General features: G+C 66.3%; 24 protein-coding genes. 13 read left to right on the top strand and 11 right to left on the bottom strand.

Translation table 11 applies throughout. The features are described 5' to 3' along the window. Positions 1-81 precede the first annotated feature (81 nt). The 4 genes from AC04ME_RS02950 (at position 82) to AC04ME_RS02935 (ending at position 2,152) form a co-directional block, all read left to right on the top strand. Positions 82-1,146 (top strand): M4 family metallopeptidase, encoded by a 1,065-nt coding sequence (locus tag AC04ME_RS02950; protein ID WP_056375377.1) that lies wholly within the window; start codon positions 82-84, stop codon positions 1,144-1,146. Then, the gene (locus AC04ME_RS02945; protein WP_042538225.1) at positions 1,121-1,426 is read left to right on the top strand and encodes a protealysin inhibitor emfourin; all 306 of its coding nucleotides are present in this window, start codon (positions 1,121-1,123) and stop codon (positions 1,424-1,426) included. Before AC04ME_RS02950 ends, AC04ME_RS02945 begins: the two co-directional genes overlap by 26 nt. Positions 1,427-1,495: 69 nt before the next feature. Further along, positions 1,496-1,825, top strand: a complete 330-nt coding sequence (locus AC04ME_RS02940; RefSeq protein WP_042538227.1) for a hypothetical protein — start codon at positions 1,496-1,498, stop codon at positions 1,823-1,825. A gap of 87 nt (positions 1,826-1,912) precedes the next feature. Continuing rightward, complete coding sequence (locus AC04ME_RS02935; protein ID WP_475433500.1) at positions 1,913-2,152, top strand: hypothetical protein; 240 nt, start codon at positions 1,913-1,915, stop codon at positions 2,150-2,152. An 18-nt stretch (positions 2,153-2,170) separates the two neighbouring features. Here the strand turns inward: AC04ME_RS02935 and AC04ME_RS02930 are convergent, their stop codons facing one another. Beyond that, positions 2,171-3,223: a mechanosensitive ion channel family protein gene (locus AC04ME_RS02930; RefSeq protein WP_475433498.1), complete on the bottom strand. Its 1,053-nt coding sequence runs from the start codon at positions 3,221-3,223 to the stop codon at positions 2,171-2,173. Between the two features lie 84 nt (positions 3,224-3,307). Here AC04ME_RS02930 and AC04ME_RS02925 point away from each other — a divergent pair, with 84 nt between their 5' ends. Together AC04ME_RS02925 and AC04ME_RS02920 are read left to right on the top strand one after the other, a co-directional pair. After that, positions 3,308-4,054, top strand: coding sequence for a ribonuclease H family protein (locus AC04ME_RS02925; RefSeq protein WP_056375374.1), 747 nt, complete (start codon positions 3,308-3,310; stop codon positions 4,052-4,054). A 43-nt stretch (positions 4,055-4,097) separates the two neighbouring features. Further along, on the top strand, positions 4,098-4,514 hold the full coding sequence (locus AC04ME_RS02920; protein WP_056375373.1) for a DoxX family protein: 417 nt from the start codon (positions 4,098-4,100) through the stop codon (positions 4,512-4,514). Positions 4,515-4,617: 103 nt separating this feature from the next. Here the strand turns inward: AC04ME_RS02920 and AC04ME_RS02915 are convergent, their stop codons facing one another. From AC04ME_RS02915 to AC04ME_RS02905, 3 genes are all read right to left on the bottom strand, one after another. After that, the gene (locus tag AC04ME_RS02915; protein WP_475433496.1) at positions 4,618-5,595 is read right to left on the bottom strand and encodes an SRPBCC family protein; all 978 of its coding nucleotides are present in this window, start codon (positions 5,593-5,595) and stop codon (positions 4,618-4,620) included. Between the two features lie 2 nt (positions 5,596-5,597). Beyond that, a complete protein-coding gene (locus tag AC04ME_RS02910) occupies positions 5,598-6,002 on the bottom strand; it encodes an ArsR/SmtB family transcription factor (RefSeq protein WP_475433494.1) in 405 nt (134 codons plus the stop codon). 520 nt (positions 6,003-6,522) lie between these two features. Next, positions 6,523-6,876 carry a MerR family transcriptional regulator gene (locus tag AC04ME_RS02905; RefSeq protein ID WP_042538356.1) on the bottom strand — a complete coding sequence of 118 codons (354 nt, stop codon included), beginning with the start codon at positions 6,874-6,876 and terminating at the stop codon, positions 6,523-6,525. A 192-nt stretch (positions 6,877-7,068) separates the two neighbouring features. On the opposite strand from AC04ME_RS02905, the gene AC04ME_RS02900 reads away from it, so the two are divergent. From AC04ME_RS02900 to AC04ME_RS02890, 3 genes are all read left to right on the top strand, one after another. Then, on the top strand, positions 7,069-8,586 hold the full coding sequence (locus tag AC04ME_RS02900; RefSeq protein WP_042538242.1) for a SulP family inorganic anion transporter: 1,518 nt from the start codon (positions 7,069-7,071) through the stop codon (positions 8,584-8,586). A gap of 273 nt (positions 8,587-8,859) precedes the next feature. Next, positions 8,860-9,441, top strand: a complete 582-nt coding sequence (locus AC04ME_RS02895) for a hypothetical protein (RefSeq protein WP_042538244.1) — start codon at positions 8,860-8,862, stop codon at positions 9,439-9,441. Positions 9,442-9,656: 215 nt separating this feature from the next. Beyond that, a complete protein-coding gene (locus tag AC04ME_RS02890) occupies positions 9,657-10,202 on the top strand; it encodes a hypothetical protein (RefSeq protein ID WP_136057006.1) in 546 nt (181 codons plus the stop codon). A 276-nt stretch (positions 10,203-10,478) separates the two neighbouring features. Here AC04ME_RS02890 and AC04ME_RS02885 read toward each other — a convergent pair whose 3' ends face one another. The 5 genes from AC04ME_RS02885 to AC04ME_RS02865 all read right to left on the bottom strand — a co-directional run bounded on the left by AC04ME_RS02885 (position 10,479) and on the right by AC04ME_RS02865 (position 14,139). Further along, positions 10,479-10,844, bottom strand: a complete 366-nt coding sequence (locus AC04ME_RS02885) for a rhodanese-like domain-containing protein (protein WP_042538246.1) — start codon at positions 10,842-10,844, stop codon at positions 10,479-10,481. Positions 10,845-10,876: 32 nt separating this feature from the next. Further along, the gene (locus AC04ME_RS02880) at positions 10,877-11,395 is read right to left on the bottom strand and encodes a DUF4395 domain-containing protein (protein WP_042538248.1); all 519 of its coding nucleotides are present in this window, start codon (positions 11,393-11,395) and stop codon (positions 10,877-10,879) included. Positions 11,396-11,415: 20 nt separating this feature from the next. Continuing rightward, on the bottom strand, positions 11,416-12,186 hold the full coding sequence (locus AC04ME_RS02875; protein ID WP_475433490.1) for a sulfite exporter TauE/SafE family protein: 771 nt from the start codon (positions 12,184-12,186) through the stop codon (positions 11,416-11,418). A 17-nt stretch (positions 12,187-12,203) separates the two neighbouring features. After that, positions 12,204-13,613 (bottom strand): MBL fold metallo-hydrolase, encoded by a 1,410-nt coding sequence (locus AC04ME_RS02870; protein WP_042538252.1) that lies wholly within the window; start codon positions 13,611-13,613, stop codon positions 12,204-12,206. 160 nt (positions 13,614-13,773) lie between these two features. Then, positions 13,774-14,139, bottom strand: a complete 366-nt coding sequence (locus AC04ME_RS02865) for a thioredoxin family protein (protein ID WP_042538256.1) — start codon at positions 14,137-14,139, stop codon at positions 13,774-13,776. Between the two features lie 294 nt (positions 14,140-14,433). Between AC04ME_RS02865 and AC04ME_RS02860 the strand changes: the two genes are divergently transcribed. The 4 genes from AC04ME_RS02860 (at position 14,434) to AC04ME_RS02845 (ending at position 17,707) form a co-directional block, all read left to right on the top strand. Beyond that, positions 14,434-14,727 carry a metal-sensitive transcriptional regulator gene (locus AC04ME_RS02860; protein ID WP_042538258.1) on the top strand — a complete coding sequence of 98 codons (294 nt, stop codon included), beginning with the start codon at positions 14,434-14,436 and terminating at the stop codon, positions 14,725-14,727. Positions 14,728-14,895: 168 nt separating this feature from the next. Next, positions 14,896-15,783, top strand: coding sequence for a prolipoprotein diacylglyceryl transferase (gene lgt / locus AC04ME_RS02855; protein WP_052492873.1), 888 nt, complete (start codon positions 14,896-14,898; stop codon positions 15,781-15,783). A 236-nt stretch (positions 15,784-16,019) separates the two neighbouring features. Then, positions 16,020-16,733, top strand: a complete 714-nt coding sequence (locus tag AC04ME_RS02850; protein ID WP_228385636.1) for a response regulator transcription factor — start codon at positions 16,020-16,022, stop codon at positions 16,731-16,733. Continuing rightward, positions 16,730-17,707 carry a sensor histidine kinase gene (locus AC04ME_RS02845; protein WP_042538261.1) on the top strand — a complete coding sequence of 326 codons (978 nt, stop codon included), beginning with the start codon at positions 16,730-16,732 and terminating at the stop codon, positions 17,705-17,707. Before AC04ME_RS02850 ends, AC04ME_RS02845 begins: the two co-directional genes overlap by 4 nt. On the opposite strand, the gene AC04ME_RS02840 is transcribed toward AC04ME_RS02845, so the two are convergent. Both AC04ME_RS02840 and AC04ME_RS02835 read right to left on the bottom strand, forming a co-directional pair. Continuing rightward, positions 17,698-18,537, bottom strand: coding sequence for an FAD:protein FMN transferase (locus AC04ME_RS02840; protein ID WP_052492863.1), 840 nt, complete (start codon positions 18,535-18,537; stop codon positions 17,698-17,700). The two genes, AC04ME_RS02845 and AC04ME_RS02840, sit on opposite strands and share 10 nt — an antisense overlap. Next, positions 18,537-19,016: an FMN-binding protein gene (locus AC04ME_RS02835; RefSeq protein WP_042538263.1), complete on the bottom strand. Its 480-nt coding sequence runs from the start codon at positions 19,014-19,016 to the stop codon at positions 18,537-18,539. The genes AC04ME_RS02840 and AC04ME_RS02835 overlap by 1 nt, the downstream gene beginning before the upstream one ends.

Here is a 19,016-nt window from a genome sequence, read left to right as displayed (position 1 = left end):
TGACGGGCGTACGCGCTTCGTCCACGTCCGACGCGCGCCGGCCCTTGCCGGAACGTCGGACCCCCGGCGTAGGGTCTGAACATGAGCAGCCACACCGAAACCCCAGGAGTCGTCCCGTCCTACCTGCTCGCGCGCCTCGCCGAGTCGGGCCGCTACCCTCGCGCCGCCGCCGCCGCGCGGCAGACGCTCACGGCGGGCAGACCGCCGTTCCGCGCACGGCTCGACCTCTCGATCGACGAGAACGGCGACCTCGTCGCCCAGCTTTCCGATGCCCCCAACCGCACGATCAGCGACGCGGGCAACACGCAGACCCTCCCCGGTGCGATCGTGCGCAGTGAAGACGACGAGCCGGTCGCCGACACGTCCGTCAACGAGGCGTTCGACGGCCTCGGGGCGACGTTCGAGATGCTGCTCTCCGCCTTCGGCCGCAACTCGCTCAACGACGCCGGCGCGCCGCTCGATGCGACCGTGCACTACGGCATCGACTACGACAACGCCTTCTGGGACGGCGAGCGCATGGTGTTCGGCGACGGCGACGGCGAGGTCTTCGTCGGGTTCACCTCGTCGACCACCGTCATCGGTCACGAGCTGGCGCATGGCGTCGTGCAGTACACCGCCAACCTGGAGTACCAGGGGCAGCCGGGTGCGCTCAACGAGTCGATCGCCGACGTCTTCGGCGCTCTCACCGAGCAGCACCTCCTCGGGCAGAGCGCAGCGGATGCGACCTGGCTCATCGGTGCCGAGATCTTCACGGATGCCGTGCAGGGCAGCGCACTGCGCTCCATGATCGAGCCGGGCACCGCCTACGACGACGACGAGCTCGGCAAAGATCCGCAGCCGGCGCACATGAGCGGTTTCGTCCGCACGACCGAAGACAACGGCGGCGTGCACATCAACTCCGGCATCCCCAATCGCGCCTTCGCCCTCTTCGCGATCGACCTCGGCGGCAACGCGTGGGAGACCGCAGGAACCGTCTGGTATCGCGCGCTCACCGGCGGGTTGTCGAGCACCGCGAGCTTCACCGAGTTCGCCGACGCGACCGTCGCCGCGGCATCCGCCATCGACGACGCCACGGCCGCAGCCGCTCGACGTGCGTGGGCGACCGTGGGAGTCTATGAAGATGAGCGAGTCCCCCGCACCGACTGATCCGCAGGTCGTCATCGCGGTGGTGCGCACGGGCGGCATCGCCGGCATCCGTCGCAAATGGCAGGTCGAACCCGATCCCGCCGAGACGCACCACTGGATCGCGATGGTCGACAGCTGCCCGTGGGATGCCGACAGCGACACCGATTCGGGAGCAGACCGCTTCGTCTGGCTGATCAGAGTGCGCACGCCGTCAGAGGAGCGCGAGCGGGAGCTTCCCGACTCCGCACTGGACGGCCCGTGGCGAGAACTCGTCGACGCCGTCCGTGAGGCATCCGCCTGACGCGCCGCACCGAGCGAGGCGCCCGCGACGAACCACCATCGCTGAGGAATGACGACAAGAGGGGACATCATGCCGACGAGCGAAGAGGCCACGCGCCTGCTGCAGCTGTCACGCGACGCCTACGACCGCGGCGATGCGCTGCTGCACCTGCAGGCCGAGGTCAGCCGACTGACCGGCCAGCCCTCGTCGTGGGGTTCCGCGGAGAACGACTTCGTGAGCGACGACCACGTCGGCTACTTCCTCAGCGAAGTCGAGCGAATCGGGTGGCGTCTCGAGCACACCGGTTACACGTTCGTGGAATCCGGCGCGACGACCTCGGCGCGCATGCTGAGCACCGGCACCGGCGTCGTCAACCACGGCCATGTCGCGGGGTACTTCACGTTCCGTCGCGTCGGTTGACGGCATCCGTCTGCACCGACTGTCTGAACCGACCAATCCGGTGTGAATCCGGCCTCCCTGCCGCGGGGCAGGTCGAGAATGGGACCCATGGGACTTTTCCAGCAGCGCACCGACGAAGAAGAGAACCAGTGGACTCTGCCCTCCGAGCCGCTCGAACGCACGGAGTCTGAGGTGCTCGACGAGGTGTCGGCCGTCGACCCGCTGTCGATCGGCCTGGGACTCGGTCCCGGTGTGTCGGTCAGTTCGGTCGCGTTCCCCGTCGCGCCGCCCGCGCCCGAGTCGTCCTCGACCGAGAACGGCGAACCCGACCCCGAACCCGAGGACTGACGTCGGCCTCGCTGCGCCTCAGTCCGCGAGCTGCGGGGCCAGGTCGACCCGTGTTCGCGGGAGCGCGTCGGGGTGCTCTCGCTGCAGCCAGCCGATGATCTTCTCCCGCACCTCGCAGCGCAGCGTCCACTGATCGCCCGAGTCCTTGGACGACATCACCAGGCGCACGGTGACGAAACCACCCTGGGCATCCGTGACGGCCGCGTCCCACGACCGCCCGTCCCACGCCGGCGACGCTTCGACGATGCGCTGGAACTCCTGGCGCAGCTCGTCCATCGGCACCCGCCAGTCGAGATCCAGATAGACCGTGCCGAGGATCTTGTCGGACTTCCTGGTCCAGGTCTCGATCGGCGTGGTCGTGAAGTAACTGCACGGGACGACGAGTCGCCGCTCATCCCAGACGTAGATGACCACGTACGAGAGGTTGATCTCACCGACCCGCCCCCACTCGCCCTGGATGACCACGACATCGCCGACCTTGATCGCATCGGTGAACGCGACCTGCACGCCTGCGATCAGGTTGCCGAGGATCGATTGCGCGGCAAGGCCCGCGATGATGCTGACGATTCCGGCGGAGGCGAGAAGGCTCGTGCCGACTGCACGCATCTCGGGGAACGTGAACAGCACGGTGCCCAATGCGAGCACGGCGATCGTGACCAGCACGAGGCGGTGGATGACGAGCAGCTGCGTGCGCCGACGGCGCGCCTCCGGACCGACGAGCACGGCCTCTTCACGGTCGATGAGCCTCTCGAAGCCGAATGAGACCGATGCGGCGAGAAGCCACGACCCGGTCAGGATGGTGGCGATCAAGAAGATCCTCGACACCGATGGCCACCAGGACTGCTCCGCGGGTTCGGTGACGGACGCGGCGATCCAGATCGCGACCACCGCCGCTGCCACGATCATCGCGTTGCGCACCCGACGGGCGAGATCACGCACCCACGGCACCCGCCGGCTGATCAGGTTGGCGACCAGAGCGAGCAGCGCGAGTGCGGCTGCGGCGACGACGATCGCGGTGCCGATCGCCACCGCGCTGCCGATCCAGGAATTCCATGTGAAGTCGGAAGGCATCACTCCACACTATGCCGCGGGCGGGCAGCACGCGAAAGACGCCGGCCAGCGTGCGGTGTCGCCGCGCGCGGCTACGGTTGAGGGATGACGATCACCGCCGCCGCAGACGGCTCCGCCCTGGGCAACCCCGGCCCCAACGGCTGGGCCTGGTACATCGACGACGCCAACTGGGCCGCGGGCGGTTCGCCGCACGGGACGAACAACCAGGGCGAGCTGCGGGCCGTGCTCGAGCTGCTGCAGGCGACCGCAGGCATCTCCGAGAAGCTGATGATCGAGTGCGACAGCCGCTACGTGATCGACTCGGTGACCAAGTGGATGCCGGGCTGGAAGCGCAAGGGCTGGCGCAAGTCGGACGGCGGGCCGGTGCTCAACCGCGATCTGCTCGAAGGCATCGACGAGGCCATCCGCGGGCGCGACGTCGAATTCTCGTGGGTCAAGGGTCATGCCGGTCACCCGTTGAACGAGGCGGCGGACGAGCGCGCGAACGCCGCAGCCAAGGCCTACCAGGCGAAGCAGGAGCCGCGCCGCGGGCCCGGATTCACCATGGCGACGGATGCCGGGGCCGCCGTCGCGGCATCCGCACCGATCGCCGCGGCCGCTCCGGCATCCGCTTCCCCTCCTGTCTCGACTGCTGCCACCACGAGCGCGCAGACGGCGATCGCCGAGCCGCTGTGGGCCGAGGCATCCGATCTGCTCGACGGCCTCGATGCCCCCGTCGACGACCCGATCGTGGTGCAGTTGGCGCTTTCGTCCGATGAGCACGCCCGCCTGCGAGACAGCGCTGAGGCGCAGGGCATCTCGCTCGAAGAGGCGCTCCGCCGCCTGATCTGAGGCGCGCGGGGCTTCCGCCGCACAGCCCGCGTACACTCGCACCATGCCCAAGAAGAGTGTCGCGCGTACCGTCGGTCGGATCTTCCTCGGCTCCTTCCTCCTCTTCGCCGGCGTCTCGCATCTGACCTTCGCGCGAGACGAGTTCCAGGCGCAGGTGCCGGACTGGGTGCCGCTCGATCCGGACGTGACGGTGCTCGCCTCGGGCGTCGTCGAGGTCGGTCTGGGTGCGGCCCTGCTCGTCGCACGCAAGCGTCGGGGGCTGGTCGGCGTGATCACCGCGCTGTTCTTCGTCGCCGTCTTCCCCGGCAACATCGCGCAGTGGGTCGAGCACCGCGACGCCTTCGGCCTCGACACCGACATGAAGCGCTTCGTGCGGCTGTTCTTCCAGCCCGTGCTCATCGCACTCGCGATCTGGTCGACGCGCACCCCGCGCCGCGCCGATCGCACGGCCGCACTCTGACCTCGTCGCCGCTGCTCGTTCACAATTCAGCATGAGAGCCGGCAAGCCAGCAGAAAGGAGGCGGTTCTCGTGAGAACCGCCTCCTCATGCTGAATTGTGAACGTCAGACCGCGAGCAGCTCCCGCTCGAGGCGTGCGTACGAGGTCTCCATGCCGTCGGCCATGCCGGTGGCGAGGATCATGTCGCGCGTCTCCTTGTCGGGGTACTCGATGTAGAGCGTGATCAGCGTCGCACCGTCCTCTTCATAGAGGTTCAGGTCGTTCAGCGTCTCGACCGGCATCCCGACCATCCGCTCGGTCTGCACCGAACGCCGGGGCGCGTCGATGAGCAGCGCCTCGCCCTCGAATCCGAACGCCTGCCCCTCGGTGTCACCCACGGGCGCCCACGAGTTGCGGTAGGTCTGACCCACCTCGGTCGCGACGACGCACTCGGTCATCTCCCACCCGTCGGGGCCCAGCAGCCACTGCTTCATGAGTTCGGGATCGTTGTGCGCACGCCACACCAGCTCGCGCGGCCCCTCGACGAGACGCGTGATGCGCACGTGGGTGTCGTCGAGCAGCTCGACCTGCGTGCCCTTGCCCTGCGCGTAGTCGCGGAGGTCCTGCAGAACCGCGTCGAGCTGGCTCATCGCGAGCTTCGTGCCCTCGACCGCGCCCATCGACACGACCTGCTCGAGTGCATCGGCCGAGCTGAAGTAGCTCGTGGTGACCATCCGCGTGCCGTCTGCCGTGGGCTCGAACGTGAACACCATGCGCATGGAGGGCAGGTCGGGGTCGGGCGTGCCCTCTTCGTCGGCGAACGCGTCGAGCACCTCGAAGCCGCGCGGCGCATCGATGCGCAGGAACTCCCACGTGCCCGAAGCCTTCTCGCCGCGGGGGCCGTTCATCGTGTAGTTGGCCTTGCCGCCCACCGTGTGGTCCCACTTCGTGAACGTGGCCGGCCATCCGGGAGGGCCCCAGAAGCGCTCGAGCTGACGCGGGTCGCTGTAGGCGTCCCAGACCCGCTCGACAGGGGCGGCGAAATCTGCGAGAACCGTCATGGTCAGGTTCTCGGCATCAGTGGTGACATCGGTGACAGGCATTGTCAGTCTCCTTCTTCGGTTCGTGGTTCATCGATGGTGTCGTCGTCGGACCGATCGGTCCCCGAGCGTGCCGGCGTCTCGGCCAGCAGCTCGTCGAGTCGGGCGATGCGCGACCGCCACAGCTCTTCGTATCGGGCGAGCAGCGCCCTGGCGCGGGCGATCATCTCGGGGTTCGCGCGGACGAGCCGCTCGCGTCCCTCGGCGCGCTTGACGATGAGATTCGCTGCTTCGAGCACGGCCACGTGCTTCTGCACCGCGGCGAACGACATCTCGTATTCGGAGGCGAGGGTCGAGACGGACTGCTCCCGCTCGATCGTCCGGCGCAGGATGTCTCGCCGGGTCGACGTCGCCAGTGCGTGGAACACACGGTCGACCTCCGCATCGCTCAGTTCTCTTTGTGCAACCATTTGGTTGTACGTTAGACCCGGACGGATCGGATGTCAACAGGTTCGATGTGAGTTACGTCTTTAGATCGGACTAACCGCTTTACATCGGATTACCCGCCGCTCGATCGGACTTAGTCCGGGCTAAAGCAAGTGTCGGGAGATTGACAGCGGTGTGCGGCGCTGATCCTGCGGGCAAGCCACAACGCGTGACGAACCTGACGCTCCGCCCTCGGGATGGCAATGCAGCCAGCTGAGGTCACGCAGACGAGTCAGATCTTCAGACTGGCCCATGAGCGACGACGGTTTGACGAGTGAACCTCTAGACCTCGATTACGGGTGCTTTCTTGCTGACAGAGCCTGCGCCGAAACCCACACATCACCTGTTTCGGTGCCCTACGGTTTCGGCAGGGGGTTACGGCGGAGCGAGGCACGGCGTGTCGCGCTTCCCACCAGCACCGAGGATCCCCGGCCGCAAACGATCGTTTTCGGCAGACCGATCGACTATGGGCCGAGGCCTCCAACGCGGTGCATCCGTCTCTCTTTAGAGCTGACCGAGCAGTTGCACGAACTCGTCGGCCATGGCGAGCTGCTCCGTGAGTTTCTGGCGACGCTGGTCGGCGCCGTCGCGGATGTCATCGATCCGGGCGCGCAACGCCACGTCGCTCGGGTCGACGGTGAGGGCGTCGACGACGTCGAGGAGTTCGCGCATCTCGTCGAGGGTGTATCCCAACGGTTTCATTCTGCGGATGATGAGGATGCGATCGACATCTTTCTCGGTGTAAAGCCGGAACCCGCCCTCCGTGCGCGCGGACGGCTGCACGAGCCCCACGTCGTCCCAGTGTCGAAGCGAGCGGAACGAGAGCGCCGTGCGCTCGGCCACTTCGCCGATCCGCATCGTCTCGACGGTCCTGTGTTCGTCTTCCACTGATTTCCCCACAACACTCACGTTACGTTAGAGTCTAGATCGGCGCGGCTCTCGCGCCCGCTCCCCTTATCTTTCCGTGTCGGCCTGACCGACGCCTGCGCACCGCTGCGCTCCCATTCGTTTCCCGCGCTCTCACGAGAGAGCCCAGCACCCGGAGGGCACATGACTGCCGTCACCCCCACCCGCGACTCCGCGTCGCGTTACCGCATCGAACCCACCGTCATGCAGGCGCTGCGCAGCCCGCGCCTTTTGACCCGTGAAGTCCTCGCGGGCCTCGTCGTCGCCCTTGCCCTGATCCCGGAGGCGATCGCGTTCTCGATCATCGCGGGCGTCGACCCCCGAGTCGGCCTGTTCTCGTCCTTCATCATGGCCGTCGCGATCGCGTTCCTCGGCGGACGCCCTGCCATGATCACCGCGGCCACCGGAGCAATCGCGCTCGTCATCGCGCCCGTCGCTCGTGAGTACGGCATGGACTACTTCATCGCCACGGTCCTGCTCGGTGGACTCATCCAGATCGTCCTCGCGTTGCTCGGGGTCGCCAAGCTGATGCGGTTCATCCCGCGCTCGGTGATGGTCGGGTTCGTGAACGCTCTGGCGATCTTGATCTTCACTTCGCAGTTTCCGCAGCTCATCGGCGTTCCCTGGCTGGTCTACCCGCTCGTCGCGGTCGGCCTGCTGGTGATGTATCTCATGCCGCGGATCACGAAGGTGATCCCGGCGCCACTCGTCGCGATCGTGCTGCTCACCGCGGCAGTCGTGGTCTTCGCGTGGAACGTGCCGAACGTGGGCGATCAGGGAGAACTTCCCGAGAGCTTGCCGGCGCTGTTCATTCCGAATGTGCCGCTCACCTTCGAGACGCTGCAGATCATCGCTCCCTACGCGCTGGCTATGGCCGTGGTCGGCCTGCTCGAGTCGCTCATGACCGCGAAGCTCGTTGACGACATCACCGACACCCACTCCCGCAAGACCCGCGAGGCACTTGGACAGGGCGCCGCGAACGTTCTCTCCGGCGCGTTCGGCGGCATGGGTGGCTGCGCGATGATCGGCCAGACCATGATCAACGTCAAAGCCTCCGGCGCACGCACCCGGATCTCGACCTTCCTCGCCGGCGTCTTCCTGCTGGTCCTCGTGCTCGCGCTCGGCGACGTGGTGGCGATCATTCCCATGGCAGCGCTCGTCGCCGTCATGATCCTCGTCTCGATTGCGACTTTCGACTGGCACAGCATCCGCCTGAGCACGCTCAAGCGCATGCCGAAGAGCGAGACCGCCGTCATGCTCATCACCGTCATCGCCACCGTCTGGACCCACAACCTCGCCGTTGGCGTCATCCTCGGAGTCGTGGCCGCGATGATCATGTTCGCCCGACGCGTCGCACACTTCGTCAGCGTCACCCGCACCCTCAGTGACGACGGCGACACAGCGCATTACGCCGTCGATGGAGAACTCTTCTTCGCCTCCAGCAACGACCTCACCACCCAGTTCGAGTACGGCGACGACCCCGACACGGTAGTCATCGACATGAGTCACTCCCACGTCTGGGACGCTTCCACCGTGGCCGCCCTCGACGCCATCGTCACCAAGTACGAAAACCACGGGAAGACCGTCACCATCCAAGGCCTGAACGACACCGCAGCAGCGTTCCACGGCCGCCTCACCGGAAACCTCGGCGCCGGGCACTGAGTCACGATTCACGCAAGAAGAAGGGGCGGCCTCGGGTCGCCCCTTCTTCGTCATCCACCGACGCCGCCGCTCCTCGACCCTCAAGCTCGGCATCGAGCGCGAGGCTCGGCCCTCCAGCGCGCCGAAATAGTCTGCCGAAACCGGCTTCCGGTGCACGTTTGCGGCACCCCTCGCAGAGCAGAATACGAAATCACGCCGTAAACGATCGTTTTCGGCACTCCACAACTACGGAGTATGCCCTTCGTCAGATGAGACCCACCGTAGGCTCAGAGGATGAGCACGGGTCAGGTGTTGCGCATCCCGTTCGAGTCGAAGGGGTTTGCAGGCGTCGTCACTGTAGACACGGTGACGAGCACGAACATTTCGCAGACTGGGCTGAACGCCCTTCTGAACGATGTGCCACACGAACGGCTCATCGGCTACCCGATCATGACGGCAACCGTTGAGCATGCCGGCTCCGGCTACAACGCTGTGTTCGCCTGGGTTCAGTTCGTGGAGATGACCCCCGCAGATGAATCGCCCTCGACAGCGTTCTTGGACAATATGCCGAGCCTGAACCAGCAGGGTCCTTTCAGTTCGCTTGGGTTTCTGCCGACGCTGTTTGACGCCCCCGCGAATCCCAACGCGCCAGACCTTCAATGGCGCGCCCATTCATATCTTGTCCGGTTCTCTGTTTACGAACCGCGAGTGATCACGCCGATTGCAGCGTTCCAATGGGGGTACGACCTATGCGCGGGAAAGCCCAGCGTCGTACATGCGACCCCTCTTCCCTGGCAAGACATGCTGCGCTGGACGAGCTCGCTGCCTGACTCGTTAGGCGGTTGGGACGTTAACGTAGCTCCCGACGCTGACTAGTGGCGAGCTCCTAGCGTCGCTGTCACCCGCACGCTCAGCCGAAAACCTCTGCCGCTTGGTGGTTACGCCGCGCGTTTTCGGCAGGCCTTCCGTTGCACACGCCAGGATCGCGCCGTAAACGATCGATTTCGGCTGCGATCGCGGCTATTCTCCGGGGGATCCCGTTGAACCACATCTCCGACATTTCTCGAGCTTCGGAGTGAGAGAGTGAGAGCGTGGAGATGAGGCGGAAGGGCAGAGCGGGCGCGATGTTCCTCTGCGCAATCGTGGCGACGACAACATTCACAGGATGCGCTGTCGAATACCATGGCTATCCCAGCGGAATAGATGGTGTGCTCTGGCGACAAGTCGCATCCTTCGAAGATCCTCTATCCCAGCGTCTCTACAGTCCCCCAGTTGATGGTCCGACGGCTTACCTCGACACCCTTCCTGGCGCACGGTGGGATGGCGACGCCCTCTCAGCGGCTGAGTTCGAGATCGAGCAGGGTGGCATCGTCCTCTACAACATCTCTTCGACGGATGCCTTCGCTCACGTCTCGGTGTTCATCGCCTCAGGACCACGACCGGCCATCCCGACCGATGATGGCTATGCCTACAACGGGCCAAGCGAGGTTTACACCTGCTACGACGTGAGGGCCGATTTTCGCTCGCAGCCAATGCCGTCAGCAGAACGAGACATCCTCACGAAGTGTCCAACACCCCTCGTGGAACTCTTAGCCGAGGATGCCGCATTTGCTAGTGGTGAGGTGTTCGACGGGTAGGCATCGACTTTTTCCGTCCGCCGGCGATCAACGGGAGCTGCCGAAAGCGCCTGCCGAAACGCGCTTCCGGCGAACGTTAGTGGCACCCTCGAAAGCGCACGACACCTGACCTCACCGTAAACGATCGTTTTCGGTGGGCTAAGGCGAGCAGGTTTGAACAGTCGGGGCGGGCATCTGGCGACCCCGCCCCGACTGTGCATCGCGAGGCAGTGCTCGAGCGATGCGGTGGCGTGCTGTGCACGCAGGTACGTGCTCGTGGGGGCGAGCACGTACGTCTCAGGGCTGCACGACGGGGAGGCCTGTCGTGGCGGCGGCGTCTTCCAGGGAGCCGAGGTTGAGGAGGTCGGTGAAGCCGGCCTGCTTCATCAGGTCGATGGCGACTCCTGCCCGGTTACCTGAACGGCAGTAGACGAGGTAGGTGGCTTCGGGGTCAAGGTCCGGCAGCGCAGCTTGGAGGTCGCCGCCCGTGACGTCGAGCAGGAGGGCGCCGTCGAGGTGGCCGGTGGCGCGCTCGGCGGGGGTGCGCACGTCGATGATGACCGCGTCGGGGCCGAGGTCAGCCTGTGGTGTGGGTGTGCTGGCGCAGGAGGTGAGCGTGAGTGCGGTGATGACGGCGAGGGTGGTGAGGGTTAGGCGGCCCATGTGCGTCCTTTCGTTGTGAGGGAGCGAGAGTGTCAGCGGTCGCAGGCGCCGTTGGCGCAGTGGCGGGTGGGCTGCCTACTGAAGCGTTGGTGCAGGGCACATCCCGCGCACCACCCGAGGGTGGCTTCTAGGAGCAGGACTGTGAAGCAGACTCCGCAGAGCCCGAGAGTCACGGGTAGCGGGACCATTCCAGCGCTCATCGTCACGCACGAGATAGCAGCGAGACCGAGGGCGAGCCACCAGGCGAAGACCTTCTGCGGCGCGCCCACCCAGTGCCGACGGCGGCGGCGTGTCAGAGCACGGCCGAGGGCGAGAGTGAGGGACAGCCGGTCGCTGATGAGTACGCGCGTCGTCATGTCGAGGAGGAAGAACATGCCGAACATCTGCAGCGGCCTGATGCTGTCGGAGGCGAGCGTGATGGTAAGGGCGGTGATGCCTATGGCGAGGAGGATGCCGGCGGCGATGCGGACGGCGTGCTCGTCGAGGACGGGCACCTCGTATCCGTCGACGTGTTCCCCGGTGCGGGGCGCGGTGTCGGTCGCGTGAGGCATGGGCTTCTTTCTGGTGGTGGTCAGGCGGAGAGCGTCTGAATGATGAGGGTGGCGAGCATGGTCAGCCCCACGGCCAGCACCAGAACCCCGAACCCGGTGCGGATGCCGGCAGCCGGGAGGCGATGCGACAGTGCCAGACCGATGAAGGATCCGGCGACGGCGAGCGCGGTGAAGGTGAGGACGATGGGCCAGTGGATGGCCACGGTCGTGATCTGGGTGAGGAAGCCGGCGGACGAGTTCACGGCGATGACTAGTAGCGATGTCCCCACTGCAGCGGCGATGGGCTGGCCGAGGAAGGTGAGGGCGGGGACGATGAGGAACCCGCCGCCTGCTCCCAGTGCCCCTGTGAGGACTCCCACGCCGAGTCCCGTACCTGTCGTTCGGATTCCACGGACGACCGGCCGCGTCGGAGGGCGCGCCGCGCGTTCTCGTCGCGGCCGCATCATGGCGATCGCTGTGACGATCATGATCGCCGCGAACAGAACGATGAGCACGGTTTCTGGTAGCAGCTGACCAACCATCCCGCCACCGATTCCCCCGATCAAGCCGGTCGCCGCGAAGACGCCGGCGACTTTCCAGCGCACCTCGCGTCGGCGCACACGGAAGGCGGCGGAGACGGCGCTGGTGATAGCGACGACGAAGAGAGAGGAGACGATCGTCTCCCTCGTTCCGATGCCCAGGACGAGGGAGAAGATGGGGAAAGTGAGGATGGAGCCCCCGCCGCCGAGGAGCCCGAGTGCGACACCGACAAGGGCCGCGAGAGTCATCGCGAGGATGATGGAGGTGTCCACTCGAGCTCCTCGGCCGCTCAGGCGGCCGTCGGCCGAGACGGCGTCGCGGCGAGCCAGGCGTTGTAGCTGCCTTCGATCTCGATGACGTCGAGGCCGGCCCGGCGCAGGGCGCTGGCGGCGACGCTGTTGCGGACGCCGCTCTGGCAGTAGGTGAGGATCTTGCCGGCGGGCAGTTCGTCGGTGTGCCAGAGGGCCCGACCACCGGAGAGCTGCGCGGCGCCGGGGATGTGCCCGGCGTTGTACTCGGTACGGTTTCGCACGTCGAGGAGGAGCGCCGCGTCGACCTGGTCCAGGTCGGTGGGGGCGATCGTCTTGGGCTGCACCGTGGGGAGGCCATCGAGTGTGGTGATGAACCCGTCGACCTGATCGATGCCGACCCGCAGCAGATGATCCCGGAACCGGGCCGCGGCGTCCCCCGAGTCGATGATGAGGACGAGCGGCCGCGTCTCGGTGTCGGGGTCGTAGACCCAGGCGCCGTAGCTGGCTGCTTTCGCGACTCCGGGCACGTTCAGCGCGCCCTGAACAGTGCCCTCGTGCACGAGGGAGTGGTGGCGGGTGTCGACCATGATGACCCGGTCGGCGTCGATGTCGGCGTCAAGATCGAAGACGCTGCGCTCGAGGAGCGGAGGAAGTTCGCCCAGCACGGCCGGTCCGACGCGGTTCTGCCGCTTCATTCGTGCGAAGTAGGCGTGTGCGTCGGGCTGATCGTTCAACAGCGTGTCGATGAATCCCTGCTCATCGCCGGCCTCGAGGTAGGGAGCCCACCAGGCGAAACGCCGCTCGTATCCGACTGTCGAGCTTGGGACGGCGCCGAGCGCCTTGCCGCAGGCGGACCCCGACCCGTGCGCGGGGAGCACCTGCACGTAGTCGGGCAGGGTGAGGAAGTGGTCGCGGAGGCTCGCGAATAGATCCCGTGCGCCGTCGAAGCGGGTGTCGATGCCGCCTGCGGCCTCGTCCAGCAGGTCCGGGCGTCCGACGTCCCCGACGAACACGAAGTCACCGGTGAGGACATAGCCCGGCTCGGAGGTCGTGGCGCCGTCGATGACGAGGAAGGACAGGTGCTCGGGGGTGTGCCCGGGAGTGTGGACCGCCTCGACCGTGATGTTGCCGACCGTGATGCGGTGACCGTGCATTATCCGGGTGGCGTCTTGGAACCCGACACCGTACTGCCAGTCCGGGCCGCCCTCGCCGGAGACATACATCGTCGCCCCGGTACGGGCTGCGAGCTCGCGGGTGCCGGAGAGGTAGTCGGCGTGGATGTGGGTCTCGGTGACCGCGGTGATGGTCATGCTGTTCTTCGCGGCGAGGTCGAGGTAGACCTGGATGTCGCGGCGCGGGTCGACGACGATCGCTTCACCGGTGCGCTGGCAGCCGATGATGTAGCTGGCGTGGGCGAGGTCGTCGTCGTAGAGGCGTTCGAGGAGCATAAGGGTCTCCGTCGCTTTCTTCTGGGTCAGTGCGTGCAAGTGCAGCGCTGGGATACGGGGACGCCCGCGAGGGCTTGTTCGATGTGCTGGCCGCAGCCGTCCCAGGTGGGCTTGCCGCAGGAGGAGCAGGTGATTCGTGCGCACATGGTGCCAGGTCCTTTCAGGGGGTAGCGGTGTTGGCGAGCTGGCGGCGGACGTCGTCCATGTCCAGTTCGCGGGCCTTCTCGATGAGCAGCTCGAGCTGCGGTTCGGCAAGAGCTCCCGGCTGCCGGTAGACCAGGACGCCGTCGCGGACGACCATCAGGGTCGGAATCGAGGTGATGCGGTGGGCGGAGGCCAGAGCGGTCTCGGCCTCGGTGTCGACCTTCCCGAAGAGGATGTCGGGGTGCCTGTCGGATGCTGCATCGAATACCGGGGCGAAGGCCCGGCAGGGTCCACACCACTCAGCCCAGAAGTCGATCAGCGCGATGCCCTCGGCGTGGGTGAGCTGTTCGAAGTTCCCGGTGGTCAGTTCAACAGTTGCCATCGCCGATCACCGTCCGAACAGGCGGGCGAAGAAGCCACCCCGCTGAGACTGGGCGGCCTGGACTTCGGCACGGGTATGGCTGCCATTGCACCAGTCGGATGCGGGCACGGATTTCCGCACGGATGCGACGTGCTGACCGCACCCGGTCCAGGTCGTCTTTCCACAGGTGTGGCACTTCGTTGCTCTGCACATACGCTGATCTCCTTGCTCGGCGATACCCCGGGGAGTATCAGTTCATGTGAATACGATACCCCAGGGGGTATACTGGTTGTCAACTCGACGGAAGGACCACCCATGACCGACACCCTCGTCACCGGCGACCCGCTCGTCCACGACCCCGAAGCCAAGCGCAAAGTCGTCAACCGCCTCAAGCGAGCTCAGGGCCAGCTGGCGGCGGTCATTACGGCCGTCGAGGACGACGCGCACTGCCGCGACGTCGTGCAGCAGCTCTCCGCCGTCTCGAAGGCCCTCGACCGGGCCGGATTCCTCGTGATCTCGACCGCGCTGCGGGAATGCCTCACCGATCCGGACGCCGACGACGTCACCTCCCCCGCCGAGTTGGAGAAGCTCTTCCTCTCCCTGGCCTGAACCGGTCAGGCCCGCTCCTCGGGGCCCTCGCCTGGTGACCTGGGAGGAGTTCGACGATTCCCGTGTCGAACACCGTTAGTCTTCCCAGGGCGCTGTTCGCATGGGACCGGCGCTGAACAATGATGTGTTGAAGCATTCACAGTGATGCCAGATGAGGAGCGGTGCTTCGTGCTTTTGACGAGTCTTCCCAGCCCCCCACCGTCGTGGGCACAGTTCACCCTCGGGCCGCTCACAATCCACACCTACGCGCTGTGCATCATCGCCGGGATCATCGCCGCCGTGATCATCACCCAACGACGCCTGTCGGCACGAGGCGCGGAGGACGGCGTGGTTGTCGACATCGTCATCTGGGCTGTCCCGATCGGCATCATCGGAGCCCGGTTCTATCACGTGTTCACCCACGTCGGGGACTACTTCTATCCGGGCGCGAACCTCGGGAACATCTTCGCCATCTGGGACGGCGGCAACGCCCTCTACGGGTCCCTCCTGGGCGGCGCTGTCGGTGCGTACATCGGCTGCCGACGAACCGGTATCCGGCTGTGGTCCTTCGCCGACGCTCTCGCGCCCGCGATGCTCATCGCGCAGTCCATGGGTCGGATCGGCAACTACTTCAACCACGAACTCTTCGGGCTGCCCACCACGCTGCCGTGGGGGCTCGAGATCCTGCCGACGGACACCATGTTCCCGGACGGCCTCCCGGCCGGAACGCTGTTCCACCCGCTGTTCCTGTACGAGATCATCTGGAACCTGATCGGCGTGGCGATCATCCTCCTCCTCGAGCGCAGATACCGGTTCCGGTGGGGACGAACCTTCGCCCTCTATATGATCTGGTACGGCCTCGGACGCAGCTGGCTCGAGGCCATCAGGATCGACCCCACCAGCGACGCCCTGTTCGGCATCCCCGCGAACGTCTGGGCATCCGTCGTCGTCGTCGCCCTCGGCATCGCGCTATTCGTCGTCCAGGGGCGACGACACCCCGAACCCGAACCCTCCGTGTACCAAGAAGGACGCGCGCCAGCGGTGGAACATCAGCCCAGCAGCGCAGACGAGAGCTGAACGCCACCCACACCTCCAGCTGTCAGCTAGTTCTGTCTAAGCGATCACGGACACAACGCCTCTTGACGTGGTGCGCCGAAAATCCCTGCCGAGAGGGGTTTCCGAAGATCGTTTGTGGCGCCTCATAAGGAGCCACCGGGCCAGTGACGCCAAAACGATCGTTTCTGGTGTGACGGACGACGGCATGCGGAAGATCATCCGGGTTACCCGACCCGGTTTGCGCCGGGCGTACGCTGATGGTCTCGATCGCGGAAGACGGGACGACGACCATGGGCGACTCGGCACAGGGGCCACGCGGTTCGCTGCTCTATGTTGAAGATGATGCGGAGATCGCTGCGCTGACCGTCGAAGTGCTGGAAGAGGTGTACGACGTCGAGCATGCCGCGGACGGCGAGACCGCGCTCCGGCTCGCGCTGAGCAGGCGATACGACGCCATGGTGGTCGATCGACGCCTCCCCGGCATGGACGGCGTCGATTTCATCTGTGCCGTGCGTACCGCGCACATCACGACGCCGGTCCTGATGCTGACCGCGCTCGGCACCGTGGACGATCGTGTCACCGGTCTCGACGGCGGAGCGAACGACTACCTGGTGAAGCCGTTCGATTACGACGAGCTGCTGGCGCGCCTTCGGGCGCTGCGACGCGCGTTCAGGGCTGATGGGGTACGTCGACGCCTCGGCGAGTGGGTGTTCACGCCGGACGCCCAGGCCGCGTACGATCCATCTGGAATCCGAGTGGCGCTGACGGCGACGGAGAGCGCGCTCCTGGAGCTGTTGAGCACCAGCCCCGAGCACGTGTTCAGTCGGGACGAGATCCTCCGCGCCGTGTTCCATGAAGGAGATACGACGAGTTCGGTGGACACGTACGTGCACTATGTGCGGCGCAAGACGTCCCCCGACATGATCGAGACCGTCCGCGCACGCGGCTACCGCGCGGGAACACCGTCATGAGCGACGCCGATAATCGACGCGTGCGTCGCGCAGCGCTATCCATCGGACTCTGGGTCGGAGTCTCGTCGGGTGTGATCGTCGCGATCGGCATCGGCGTGCTGATCGCGGTGGTGCTCTCAACGTCGCGCCGCGAAGGCGAGGAGCACGGCGGCGGCTGGTTCGGCGGTCCCGCCGGAACGCGGGACGACTTCATCGTCGACATCGACGTGATCGTTCCGGCCGTGATCATCATCGGAGTGATCGGCGTGGTGCTGCTCGGGGTTGTCGCCGCGGTCGCCGCTCGACGATCGGTCCGCCCGCTCGGGGAGGCGCTGCGTCGGCAGCGAAACTTCGTGGCCGACGCGAGCCACGAACTGCGTACGCCGCTGACGGCGCTGACGAGCCGTATCCAGGTGTTGCAACGCCGTCATGACCGAGGCGAGGACCTCGGAGCGGGTCTCACCAACCTCCGGCGCGATGCGGACATGATGGCCGACGTGCTCAACGACCTGCTCATCGCCGCGGAAGGAGAATCGTTCGCCGACGGGAACGCGGACGTCGCGACAGCGGCGGCGACAGCGGTCGCAGCGATGACGACGAGCGAGAAGCGCTCCGAGGTCTCGCTCGCGATCACCGTGGATCAGGAGGTGAAGGCGCAGCTGCCGGAAGTCACGCTCGTCCGCATCCTGGTCGCGCTGCTCGACAACGCCGTGCAGCACTCCCCGGCGCGAGGTACCGTCTCGATCCGCATCGCGCGGGACGCCCGCAACGTGACGGTGCGCGTCATCGACGAGGGCTCCGGGATCGAAGGCATCTCGCCCGAGCAGGTCTTCGAGCGCTTCGCGCGTCCGCGCGAGAGTGGGCGCCCTCGCAGCTTCGGTCTCGGACTCTCACTCGTGCGAGATGTCGCTCGCCGTGCCGGAGGGTCCATCGAGGTCGAACGGTCGACAGCATCCGGCACGACTTTCCTGCTCACACTGCCGGCTCATCCCTGAACGAGTGCGTCTCCTCCGATCGGATGCGAACCGACCGTCGTCGTCTGCACGTCCACCATCGTCGTGCCGAGCCAGCGGGTCACGCGACGATCAGCATCGACGACGATGCCGGTGCGCGACCCCGCAGCCGCGATCCACGAGCGGTTCGCCGGGCCGGCCACCACGGCAGCGGTCGCCCAGACGTCCGCTTGCGTGAGACCGTCGGTCACGATCGTGGCCGACGCGGTGCCTGTCGCGGGCCTACCGGTGCGCGGATCGAGGATATGATGCCCGCGCTCCGCCGTCCCTGAGGTCGCCACCGCACCGTTCACCACGTCGACCACCGCGATCAACTGACCGCGGTCGTGCGGGTCGGCGATTCCCACCGGCCATCGCCAGTCGGCTCCCTCGGCTGTGAACAGCTGCAGGTCTCCTCCGGCGTTGATGCCGACCGCGGTCGCGGCAGCCAGCAGCGGCTCGAGGTGCCGACGGCCCGCAGCTTCCACCGCCCAGCCCTTGACGTATCCCGTCGGGTCGAACCTTCCCCGCCACCGGGCGGAGACCAGGCCGCCAGTCTCCTCTTCGGCGCGTTCGCAGGCATCCGCGACCAGCGCCACCCTGCTGTCAGCGTCGGCGATGGAGAGTTCACCGCGACGGATGCGGCTGATGTCGGAATCAGTGCGATATGTCGAGAAGACCCGGTCGATGTCACGCAGTTCGTCGAAGCATGCTCGCACTGCCCGGTCGGCGCCCTCGTCGGTCATTTCCCCCGGAGCAATCAGATGGATGCTCATCGGAATGCCCATGATCTCCTCGACCCAGACCCGCGTCACCTCATTCGCGGTACGCATCAGCTCTGCGCCTGGTCGATCGCGCTCTGCAGCGACGAGAGGTAGCCACCGCTCGTGTATGTGGCACCGGACACCATCTGGATCTTCGAGCTCTGCGCCTGGATCGTCTCCGAGACGAGCCTCGGGATCGCGGTGCCGTTGATCTGCCGGTCCCGACCGTTGCTGTTCGGGTAATCGACCGCCTGTGCGTCCGTGATCTGTCCACCGGAGACGGTTATCTGCACCTGCACCGGCCCGTAGCGGGTCTGCGATGATGCGCCGGTGTAGGTTCCGTCGGCGAGGCCGGTGCCAGACATGGTTCCCGAGTTCGTCGATGTGGTTCCCGAGCCGCTCGCGCCGGTCTCGGCGGTCGTCAATGAACTGCCCGCTGTCGCCGCACTGGCGTCGGTCGGGGTGACCGCCTCCAGAGACGTTCGGTAGCTGAACAGCAGCACGAGTCCGCTGACGGTCGCGAGCAGCGTGTAGAGGATCTTCTTCAT

Source organism: Microbacterium sp. LjRoot205 (assembly GCF_056175745.1).
Note: the sequence above shows the minus strand (reverse complement) of the source record. Positions and strands in the feature narration are given on the sequence as shown.